5 protein-coding genes, 1 tRNA gene and 1 pseudogene are annotated in these 8,979 nt (G+C 72.5%); 4 read left to right on the top strand and 3 right to left on the bottom strand.

Annotated elements, in window-relative coordinates:
- Positions 1–560: 560 nt before the first annotated feature.
- The 3 genes from ACLQ26_RS30610 to ACLQ26_RS30600 form a co-directional block, all read right to left on the bottom strand.
- On the bottom strand, positions 561–1,487 hold the full coding sequence (locus ACLQ26_RS30610; protein WP_425747818.1) for a tyrosine-type recombinase/integrase: 927 nt from the start codon (positions 1,485–1,487) through the stop codon (positions 561–563).
- Positions 1,488–1,579: 92 nt separating this feature from the next.
- Complete coding sequence (locus tag ACLQ26_RS30605) at positions 1,580–2,059, bottom strand: hypothetical protein (RefSeq protein ID WP_425747817.1); 480 nt, start codon at positions 2,057–2,059, stop codon at positions 1,580–1,582.
- Between the two features lie 137 nt (positions 2,060–2,196).
- Positions 2,197–2,283: transfer RNA gene (locus ACLQ26_RS30600), tRNA-Leu, on the bottom strand.
- Positions 2,284–2,512: 229 nt separating this feature from the next.
- Between ACLQ26_RS30600 and ACLQ26_RS30595 the strand changes: the two are divergent.
- From ACLQ26_RS30595 to ACLQ26_RS30580, 4 genes and pseudogenes are all read left to right on the top strand, one after another.
- Positions 2,513–2,686, top strand: a pseudogene (locus tag ACLQ26_RS30595) (hypothetical protein); the annotation flags it as partial.
- A gap of 1,437 nt (positions 2,687–4,123) precedes the next feature.
- Positions 4,124–5,116, top strand: a complete 993-nt coding sequence (locus ACLQ26_RS30590) for a fibronectin type III domain-containing protein (protein WP_425747828.1) — start codon at positions 4,124–4,126, stop codon at positions 5,114–5,116.
- A gap of 207 nt (positions 5,117–5,323) precedes the next feature.
- On the top strand, positions 5,324–7,948 hold the full coding sequence (locus ACLQ26_RS30585) for a fibronectin type III domain-containing protein (protein WP_425747816.1): 2,625 nt from the start codon (positions 5,324–5,326) through the stop codon (positions 7,946–7,948).
- Positions 7,949–7,975: 27 nt separating this feature from the next.
- Positions 7,976–8,971 carry an AAA family ATPase gene (locus ACLQ26_RS30580; protein ID WP_425747815.1) on the top strand — a complete coding sequence of 332 codons (996 nt, stop codon included), beginning with the start codon at positions 7,976–7,978 and terminating at the stop codon, positions 8,969–8,971.
- The last annotated feature ends 8 nt before the right edge of the window (positions 8,972–8,979 follow it).

Genomic DNA, 8,979 nt, shown 5'->3' with positions numbered 1-8,979 from the left:
TGGCCGTCCGCTACGAAGCCACCCTGACCATCGCCGCCATCAACCAGTACCTCCGAGCCTTATGAAACACGGGCTAGGCCGCATCATGCCATTGCCCACCAAACCGCTTACGCCTCCGCTCAGGAAGCGCACGTCTTCACTCGCTAGAAGGTCTGGGGATCTAAGGAGGTATCCGGCCCCGATCAAGCGTCGGACGTGGTGAGGAGGGGTACCGCGTCCGAGTTGGCGAACCAGGTTCAGGCCCGGCCGGCGCTGACGGTGGCCACCACGGATGGCCCTGGCGCCACTAGCCGCAGAGAGCTGTACGACGTGGTCTCTGTCTGCAGTCGCGAGAAGCCGTCAAGATCGACACGAACCCGTCGGCCATGGGGAGGGTCCGGATTGAACGGTCGGCGGCGGACTCACAGGCACCGACCGTTGTCGCAGTAGGCAATTGCCGCCACAGCGTTGACTGTGGTGCACAGGCCCCGCCCGGACGGGCCATCCGAGTGAGGGATTGGGCGTGTCTTGGAGCACATGGACGCAGAGCTGACCGGCCAACCTGCGGCCTGTCGAGCATGTCAGCCACGTAACGGTGGGGTGGCGGCCAGCGGGTGGGGTTGGCCGGTGAGGGCAGCCAGCGCGGCGGCGACGGCGTGCAGGTCGGCTTTGATGTAGGTGGTGGTAGCGGGTCCGCTGCTGTCGGTGTGCCCGGCGTAGGCGCGGGCGACGGCGTAGCCGAAGTGCCGCTCGACCCAGGTGAGGGTGGTGTGGCGCAGCCAATGGATGGAGATGCCTTGGACGGCGACCCACGGCAACTGCCGGCCGATGCGTTTCCACATCAGGTCGTAGCGCCGATAGGTGGCAGGTTGGCCGTTGCGGTAGCGCAGCACCGCATCGGTCGGTGCGACGGCCCCGCGGGCTCGGGCGTGATCGTCCAGTCGGCTGGCGAGCATCGGTGTGATGGGCTGCCAGCGTTGCGTGCCGCCCTTCTCGCGCAGCCTGATGAGCGCGTGGTCGGTGTCCAGGTCGGTCAGGCGCAGCGCGAGCGCGCCGGCGCGTCGGCAGGCCGTTTCGGTGTGCAGGCGCAGTAGCAAAGCGTCGAGCACGATGTCGTGGCCGCCGCTGCGGGCGGCGGCGTTGATGTCGGACAGTTCGTCAGGGGTGAGAGCACGGCGAGTGTTGGGCAGCCGGCGAGGTTTGCGGACCCGATGGGCAGGGCTGTCCACGATGGTCAGATAACCGTCGGCAATGGCGCGGTTGTAAAAGGCGCGGGCGGCGGCGATGAGGTGCTCGCCGGCGTGCCGGCCGTTTCTGGAGTTACGGCGAGGGCGGGCGCCTGCGGCAGCCTGCCGCATGAGGGCTTCGATGTCGCTGGCCCGCACCGCGTCGATACGCCGATCGCCGTAGGCGGCGGCCATTCGTCGCCAAGAGTTGCCGTAGGTGCGTCGGGTGGCCGGGCTCGCCGCCGCGACAACCGCAGGAAGGTACTCGGCGACCGTCGGCACGGCCGGCCGGTTACTGTCGGTGAGGTCGGCGGCAGTAACGCCCAGGTGCTCGAGCAGCGCCCTGGCGGTGGCGACACGATCGGTATCCGTGGTCATGAGGGCTCTCCGAGGATGCGGGCGTGCAGGTCGGCCAGGACCGCCGCGATGGTGTTTGAGGGGTGCGCGACAACACGGTTCTGGCGGGGCAGGGCGGCCAGGAGGACGGGTTCGCCGGTGGCGATGCCGCACAGGTGTCGGGCGGCGGCCGGTAGGGGCAGTTCCTCGCGGGTGCCCACGGCGTGCGCGCCTTCGGCGGCCGGGGTGATCAGGATTGCGCCGGTCACGACGTCGACGTGCAGGGTGAGGCCCGGTGTCCAGCCCAACGCCCGCAGCAGCGCACGAGCGGTGACGCGGCCGGCGGCGTCGGGGCGCGCCACGTCGAACAGCAGGCGGCCATCGCCACTGGGGGCGGCGGACGTGGGCAATGTCGGCAGCGGTGCCGGATCCGGTACCGCGACGGGCAGCGGGGTTGGCACGAGGGCCTCGACGAGCTGCTCGTCGGGCTGGCGGGGACGCGGGCGGCCGGGACTCACCTAGGACCCCGCCAGGGCGGACACAGCGGTGTCAGCGCAGGGAGAAGCCACTCCCGGCGGCTGGGTGCACAGATGCAACGTACCGGTTCTCGTCCCCACGCGAGGGGAGTTGATCTCGCGTGGATATCCACGAGAAGTGGTGTCCGAGGGGGGACTTGAACCCCCACGCCCTATACGGGCACTAGCACCTCAAGCTAGCGCGTCTGCCATTCCGCCACCCGGACTTGCTCGTTCAGCCTACCCTGCCGCCCAGATGATCTTTCCATCCGAGGTCGGCACGGCGAGCCGCACGGGGAGTTACTGTACACGGCACTCGTGGATCATGCACATCGCCTACCGACCCCCGCCGACCCGCCCTCCCGCCGCTGCTCACCCATCACCGAAGGTCACCAAAGCAGGATCGGGCGTGGGCCCGGGTAGCGTCGGCGGCCCCGGTGACGGCAGCATTGCCCTGTGTCCCATCCCTCTCCTCTGGCCGCCGTCCAGCAACAGGCCCTCGCACTGCGCGCCGCGGGCGACCTCGGCGGTGCCCGGCAGCTGCTCGCGGACGCTGTCGGATCCGCCCGTCCGCCGTACGGCGAGGACCATCCCGAGATGCTGCACACCGCGCACCTGCTGGCCCGCCTGCATCGCGAGGCGGACGACCCGCTTGCCGCCCGCCGTGTGCTGGAGGAGGCCTTCGCGGCGGGCGAGCGGCGCTGGGACCACTCCGAGCCGATGATGCTCGCGCTCGCCTTCGAACTGGCGGAGGTCGCCGAGGAGTTGGGCAACAGGCACGAGGCCCGCCGCAACTACACGCGCGTCGCCAGCGCCGGGCCCGCCGCGCTCGGTGAGCACCACCCGGCGGTACGCGCCGCTCGTGACTACCTCGGCGAGGCCAGCCCTGGCCTGAACCGGCCGGACGTCGGGTCGTCGACGTCGACCTCGGCTGCCCCGACGGAGAACTCCGGTGCGTTGACCGGCCCCACGTTGTCCCTCGCAACCCTTGCCGCGATGCGGCCGGTGGCGGGCGACTCTCCGGCACCCGCCTCGCCCTGGGCCCCGCCGCCTCCCTCAGCCCGCGCCCATTCGGCACCGACCGCGTCCGCCACGTCACCGGGGCCGGTCGCCCCCGCTCGTCCGGCGCCGTCCGCGTCCGCCATGCCACCGGGGCCAGCCACCCCCGCCCATCCGGCATCGACCGCGTCCGCCATGTCGCCGGGGCCAGCCACCCTCGATCGTTCGGCGCCGCCGCGCCAGCGGGCCGAGCAGCAGGCGGCGGCGTCGCCCCGGCCACCGGTCGCGCCACCGCCCGTCCGGCAGCAGCCGCCACCCGTACCGCCGCGTCAGCGCACGGGTGATCAACCGATCCGGCCGGTCGTCAAGGCGCAGCCCCCGGCGCCGGCGGCCGCGAACCCGGCCTCGCCGGCCGCCCCGCCGGCCGCCACGCAGCCCTCCGCCGCGCCGTCGGCACCCCCACCGTCGGTTCCGGCGCCGCGATGGGCAGACCCGACCATTCAGGTACGGCAGATCGAGCCCCTGCTGGCCGAGGAGGCCGCCCGGATCGCAGCGGCCGGACCGGGCGGGCCAACCCGCACGACGGACCGGCCGGCGCCCTCCGGGGCCATCCCGACGACTCCGAGCGCGGCGCCCTCCCGCCCGGTGAGCGGGCCACCCCTGCGTCATGCGGTCGGCGCGCCGCCCGTCGCGCCGCAGCCGGTCTCCGCGTCGCCGATGCAAGCCGGACCAACCTCCGCACCGGCCGGGGATCCTTCCCGTCCGGTGTCGGCCCCTCCCGATCACGGCCAACCTGTCTCCGGACCACCCGACCGGTCCCACTCTGCTTCGGAGCCACCGGCGGTCCCCACCCCGCCGGTAGCCGGACCGCCCGGCTATGGCCCGCCAGTATCCGCGCCACCCCTCCACACGTATCCCGTGTCGGGGCCACCGGCACCGACGTTCCCGGTGTCCGGACCACCCGGCCACAGCCAGCCCGTCTCCGGACCACCCGGCCACCCCTACCCCGTCTCCGGACCACCAGCACCGACGTACCCGGTGTCCGGACCACCCGGCCACCACTACCCCGTGTCCGGACCACCCGGTTACAGCCAGCCCGTCTCCGCGCCGCCGGTGAGCGCGCCGCCCTGGGGACTGACCGCCCCGCCCTGGAGCAGCAGCGCGCCCCCGCATCCGCTGCCGCCGGCTGACGTCGACCCCACGGATCCGGGCCGGACGGACATCGGGGAGCCCACACCGGGCGGTGAGACCACACCGGACGGGGAGACCACAGCGGCCAGCGCGGCCATCGTGGGCGACCGGTCCGCTGCGGGCGGTGAGAGCCTGCCAATCGTCAACTCGACACTGTCGACCGTGCAGGGCGAGCCGTCGGGGCTCGCGTCCGCGTCGACGGAGGTGTTCCCGGCCGTCGGACCGGCGCCGGCCCCGCCGCGGGACGCGACGGCGGGGTCCGTAGCGCCTGTGACCTACCCGCCGGCCACCCCCACGCATCCGCCCGCCGCGCAGTACCCGGGCAGTCAGCAGTACCCGGGACAGCCCTATCAGCACAGCCACGAGGTGTACCCGGGGCAGCACTACCAGCAGGCCGCCTACTCCGACCCGTACACCGATGAGGGTGGTTCGACGGGCCGCAACCGGGCGACGCTCATCGGTGCGGCGGTGGCGGCCGGGGTTGCCCTGGTCGCGGTCGCCGGCCTGGGTGTGGTGGTGCTGAACCGGGACGACGCGCCACCGCCGCCCGGCGCCGCCGTGACGGCCACGCCGTCGGCTGCCGGCCCCCCTCCCGGTGACCTGAAGCTCCGTGACGACGTCGCGACGATCACCCTGACCTGGACGGACCCGTCCGGGGGCGCGGTGCCGTTCATGGTCGCCGGCGGGCGGGCCGGTCTCGCGCTCGGCGTGATGGCAACCGTGGAGCCGGGGCGGACCAGCCACACGGTCAACGGTCTCAGCTCCCGGGTGGACTACTGCTTCACGGTGCTGGCGGTCTACTCCACGGACAGTTTCGCCACCTCCGGCCAGGTCTGCACGAACCGCGAACGGTCCACGCCGCCGAGCTGAACCCCGATCGGTGCCGTCGCCAGGCGACAGAGTCGGGTTCGCGATCCTCGAGTTGAGCTGGGCGTCCACTGCGCACGCTCGGTATCCACAGGGGTGACGGTGCGGGTTCCCCCGTTCCCGGTCGGGCCATATGATGGCACCCGGCTCAGGGGAGGGGTCGCCGCGAGGCGTACGCCACCTGCCACGACTCAGGGAAGGCAGCCGGCTGTGGCCAGCATCGACGACGCCGAGCGGACCGACGCCCCCCGTTCCCGGTCCCGACTGCGCGGCGGGCTGGTGACGGTCGGCACGGTCACCGCGCTGCTGGCCGCCATGGGGCTGACCGTCCTGGGGCTGGGCGCGGCGGACAACGCGGTGGCCAACTACGACGCGAGTTCCTGGCTGTGGAGCGCGGCGCGCAGCGAGCTGGCCCGGGTCAACGGGGTCACCGCCCGGGTGGACACCCGCACCGAGGTTCCCGGCGCCCGCCGACACCCGATGCAGGTCGCCCAGACCGATCGGCTGCTGATCCTGCGTGATCTGCAGACCGGGCAGATCAGCTCGCTGGACCTGGCCACCCTGCAGCTCACCGCGACCACGCCGACCACCCCCGGCCTGGGTGTGAGCGTCGCCCTGCACGAGGACGCGGCGTTCGTCGTCGACGCCGTGCAGGGCATCGTGCGGCAGCTCGATCCGCGGTCGTTGAGCCCGATCGGTGAGCCGGTGCGCTATCCCCCGGGCATCACCGGCGGCACCTTCGACGGCGAGGGCCGGCTCTGGATCGCGGTGCCCAGCGAGGGCACCGTCTCGGCGGTCACCGCCGCGAAGCTGCCTTCCGCGCCGGCCTCGGCCGCGCCGGTCGGGGGCGGGCTCAGCCCGGAGCGGGTCGAGACGTACGACGTGGCCGACGCCAGCCACGAGCTGGTGGTCTCCACCCTGGACGACGGGGTGGCGGTGCTCGATCGCACGGCCGCCCGGCTGGTGCGGGTGCAGCGCGGTGAGGTCCGTCCGACGCCGTTGACGCTGCCCGGCCGTGCGGCGATGCCGACCCGCACCTCCGGACCGCGGGTGCCGGTGACGGTGCCGGCGGAGCGGCGGGTGTTGGTGGTGGGTGACGCCGGCGAGGAGCGGGCGTTCACGGTGCCGGGCAGCGGTGACCGGCTGAGCCCGGCGGTGGCCTGGGCCGACAGGTTCTACTGCGCCGACGAGGCGACCGGCACCATCTATTCCTTCGACGCGGGCGGCCAGTTGGTCGACACCATCAAGGGCCGGGCGAACGGGCCACTGGAGATGGAGGTGCGGGAGAACCACCTCTTCATCAACTCGCCCGACTCGGCGACGGCCCGCGTGGTGGACGACAAGCACCAGGTGCGCGAGGTCGACAAGTACGCCAACGACGTGCTGGGCGGTGACCCGCCGCCTGCTCCCCCGCCGCCGCCCCCGCCGAAGAAGCCCCGGGTGGGCAAGCCGAGCGCGCCGCGCAGCGTCACCGCCGCCGCCGGCAACGCCCAGGCCCGGGTGAGCTGGCGGCCGGCCGCCGCGAACGGCGCCGAGATCACCAAGTACGTCGTGCAGGGCGCCGACCAACGCCTGGAGGTGGGCGCCAACCAGCGTTCGGTGGAGGTCAAGGGGCTGACCAACGGCGAGACGTACCGTTTCGCGGTGCACGCCGTCAACGCCAAGGGTGACGGCCCGCCGCGCAGCAGCAACCCGGTTACCCCGACCGCCGCGGTGCCCGACGCGCCGATCAGCGTCACGGCGCAGGAACGGCCGGACGGCACGGTGGTGGTGAAGTGGCCGGCCGCGAACGGGCAGGGCAACAAGATCGCCAAGTACGCGGTGACGGCCACGTCGGCGGGGACGAACGCGCCGGCCGGCGAGTCGACGAAGACGGAGCTGGTGGTGCCGGCCGGTGAGCTGGAGTTCGGCACCCAGTACGCGTTCACGGTCGTGGCGGTCAACGACAAGGGAGCCGGGTCGGCGGCGTCGCCGGTCAGCAACACGGTGGTGCCGTTCGCGGCGCCCGGCCGGCCGCTCGACCTGCGGGCCGGGACTGTCGCCGACCAGCCGGGCGCGGTCACGGTGCAGTGGTCGCCGGCCGAGGCGAACGGTCGGCCGGTGACGAAGTACCAGGTGGACGTCGGTGGCAGGACCAGCGAGGTGACCGAGACCCGCACCACCGTCACCGGCCTGGGCAACGGTCAGAACGTCACGGTGAAGGTGAAGGCGGTAAACGAGGCCGGGCCTGGGCCGGAGGCGACAGCCACGGCGCGTACGGTCGCCGCGCCGCAGGTCACGGTCACCGGCTCGTCGTCGACGGCCACGTCGGCGACTGTCACGTTCACGGTGGACGCGGGCGGCGGCAAGGCCACCTGCTCGCTGAGCACGTCGGGTGAGCCGGCCAAGGCCGGGGCGTGCTCCAGCATCACGATGACGGGGCTGACGCCGGGCACGTCGTACACGTTCACGGTGACCGCCAGCAACGCGGCCGGCAACAAGACGGCGACGAGGGCGCAGGCCACGCTGGCGCTCTACGGCATCGCTACCTGCAACAACGGGCCGGACGGCGACCAGCGGACATACTGCGACAAGGAAGTCGACGGTCGCAACGGCAACGAGATCTTCAAGGTCACCCGGCAGGACAACGACCAGCAGGCCGGCTGGGCGAAGCCCGGCCGGCGGTTGAAGGCGTACTGCAAGAAGTCCGGCGAGGACGTCGACTCGTGGATTTACAACAACCAGAAGCGCAGCACCTGGTGGGTGCAGGTCGAATTCAACGGGAAGAACTACATCCCCTGGGCCTGGCTCAACCTGGAGGGCGGCGACAACATCAACGTCCTGCCGACCTGCTGAACCACCAGCCGAGGAGCACCGCCGACCGTGAACATCCACGAGCCGCTCACCCAGCCGGAGGTGCAGGGCTTCGCCGCCCTGGCCGCCCGGCTGGCCGAGAACGTCAACGCGGTGGTGCTCGGCAAGCCGCAGGTGGTCCGGCTGGCGCTGACCGCGCTCTTCGCCCAGGGTCACGTGTTGCTGGAGGACGTGCCGGGGGTCGGTAAGACGACCCTGGCGCGGGCCATCGCCGCGACGGTGAAGGGTCAGTGGCGGCGCATCCAGTTCACTCCCGACCTGCTTCCGTCGGACGTGTCCGGTGTGACCATCTTCAACCAGGCGAGCAGGGACTTCGAGTTCCATCCGGGGCCGGTGTTCGCCAACATCGTGATCGCCGACGAGATCAACCGGGCGTCGCCGAAGACCCAGTCGGCGCTGCTGGAGGTGATGGAGGAGCACACGGTCACCGTGGACGGGGTGCGGCACCCGGTGCCCGCGCCGTTCCTGGTGGTCGCCACGCAGAACCCGGTCGAGATGGACGGCACCTACCGTCTGCCCGAGGCGCAGCTCGACCGTTTCCTGGTGAAGCTGTCCGTCGGCTACCCGGACGAGGCTGTCGAGGTGGAGGTGCTGCGCGGCGCGACGGTCCGCTCCCCCGAGGCGCTCGCCCCGGTCACCGACACCGCGACCGTCGGGGAGATGGTCCGGATGGCCCGCCGGGTGCACATCGCCGAGCCGCTCTACGCGTACGCGGTCCGGCTGGCCGCCGCCACCCGCACCCATCCGCAGGTACGCGTCGGGGTCAGCCCCCGGGGTGTGATCGCGTTGACCCGGGCGGCGTGCTCGTACGCGCTTATCGACGGTCGGGGCTGGATCATGCCGGAGGACCTGAAGACGCTCGCCGAACCGGTGTTCGCGCACCGGCTGCTGCTCACCCCGGACGCGCAGGTGCGCGGGGTTACCGCCGCGGAGGTGCTGCGCCAGGCGATCGCCTCGGTGCCGGTGCCGCTGCCGTCGGGGCAACCGGCCCCGGTGCAGGGCTGACCGGCAGC

Source organism: Micromonospora sp. DT43, from assembly GCF_049841645.1.
GTDB lineage: Bacteria > Actinomycetota > Actinomycetes > Mycobacteriales > Micromonosporaceae > Micromonospora.
This window is presented reverse-complemented; position numbering and strand designations above follow the sequence as displayed.